This window comes from Streptomyces sp. NPDC051987 (assembly GCF_040680735.1).
GTDB lineage: Bacteria > Actinomycetota > Actinomycetes > Streptomycetales > Streptomycetaceae > Streptomyces.
Map to the genome: position 1 here is coordinate 1 of NZ_JBFAXI010000198.1, position 2,037 is coordinate 2,037.

Annotated in this window: 1 protein-coding gene; it reads left to right on the forward strand. The window is 73.0% G+C overall.

Annotated features, from left to right (window positions below; translation table 11 throughout):
• A partial coding sequence (locus tag AB0M11_RS41265; RefSeq protein ID WP_365714133.1) for a beta-ketoacyl synthase N-terminal-like domain-containing protein occupies positions 1-2,037 on the forward strand: 2,037 nt, incomplete at both ends.

Consider the following 2,037-nt stretch of genomic DNA (forward strand, 5'->3'; position numbering starts at 1 on the left):
CGACCTGGCCGCCTTCGTGCTGTACTCCTCGGCCGCCGGTGTCCTGGGCAACCCCGGCCAGGCCAACTACGCCGCCGCCAACGCCGCCCTGGACGCCCTCGCCGAGCACCGCCGCTCCCTCGGACTCCCCGCCACCTCACTCGCCTGGGGCATGTGGTCCGACGGCATGGCCACGACGCTGGACACCGCCGCGCGGGCACGCAACCGACGCGACGGCATGCTCGGCATCACCGCCGAGATCGGCAACACCCTCTTCGATGCGGCGCTGGGCTCGCCCGAGGCCGCCCTCGTCCCGGCCCGCCTGGACCTCGCGGGCCTGCGCTCCCGCGCGGCCGACCAGGCCGTACCGCCGTTGCTGCGCGGTCTCGTACGGCAGGCCCGGAAGGCCGCGGCCACCCGGTCCGTACCAGCCGGTTCGCTGGCCCAGGAACTCGCCGGGCTGGGACGGGACGAGCAGCGACTGCGGCTGCTGGACCTGGTCCGCGGCCAGGCCGCGGCCGTACTCGGCCATGCCGGCGGCAACACCGTCGACGCCGAACGCGCCTTCAAGGACGCGGGCTTCGACTCGCTGACCTCTGTCGAACTGCGGAACCGGCTCACGGCCGCCACCGGTGTCCGGCTCTCCGCGACCGTCGTCTTCGACTATCCGACCCCGGCCGCGCTGGCCGCGCACCTCCACGCCGAACTCGGCATCGGCGAGCAGGACCCGTCCGCCGCGGCCGCTCCCGCGCGGCAGACCGACGGCGCCGGCGAGAGGTCAAAGGCTGCCGACGAGCCGATCGCGATCGTCGCCATGGGCTGCCGGTTCCCCGGCGGTGTCTCCAGCCCGGAGGCGCTGTGGCGGCTGCTCGCCGACGGCGCGGACGTCATGGGAGGCTTCCCTGACAACCGTGGCTGGGACCTGGCCACCCTGTTCGACCCGGACCCGGACGCCGTCGACAGGTCGTACGTCGACCGCGGTGCCTTCCTGCACGACGTCGGCGAGTTCGACGCGGGCTTCTTCGGGATCTCCCCGCGCGAGGCCCTCGCGATGGACCCGCAGCAGCGCCTGCTGCTGGAAGTGAGCTGGGAGACACTGGAACGGGCCGGTATCGAACCGACCACGCTGCGTGGCTCGGACACCGGGGTGTTCACCGGCATCATCAGCCACGACTACTCGCTCCGTCTTCAGCACGCGCCTGGAGAGCTCCAGGGGCTGCGGCTGACCGGAACCGCGGGCAGCGTGGCGTCCGGCCGGGTCTCCTACACCCTCGGTCTGGAAGGCCCCTCCATCAGCGTCGACACGGCGTGCTCGTCCTCGCTGGTCGCCCTGCACATGGCCGTCCAGGCGCTGCGCAACGGTGAGTGCTCGCTGGCCCTCGCGAGCGGCGTGATGGTCATGGCGACGCCGGACACGTTCGTCGAGTTCTCCCGCCAGCGCGGGCTGGCCAGGGACGGCCGGGTCAAGGCGTTCTCGGCCGCCGCTGACGGCACCGCCTGGTCCGAGGGTGTCGGCGTCCTGCTCGTGGAGAAGCTGTCGGACGCGCGGCGCAACGGACATCCGGTGCTGGCGGTCGTGCGAGGCTCCGCGGTCAACCAGGACGGTGCCTCCAACGGTCTGACCGCGCCCAACGGCCCCGCGCAGCAGCGGGTGATCCGGCAGGCCCTGGCGGACGGCCGGCTGACCCCGGCCGATGTGGACGCGGTGGAGGCGCACGGCACCGGCACGGCGCTGGGTGATCCGATCGAGGCACAGGCCCTCATCGCCACCTACGGCCGGGAGCGAGGCGACCGCGCACCTCTGTGGCTCGGCTCGCTGAAGTCCAACATCGGCCACGCGCAGGGCGCCGCCGGTGTGGCGGGTGTGATCAAGATGGTGATGGCGCTGCGCAACGAGCAGCTGCCCAAGACACTGCACGTGGCAGAGCCGACGCCGAAGGTGGACTGGTCGGCAGGTGCGGTGGAACTGCTCACCGAGGCCCGTTCCTGGCCCCGGGAGGAGGGCCGAGCGCGCCGGGCGGGCGTGTCGTCGTTCGGTGTGAGCGGGACCAACGCCCA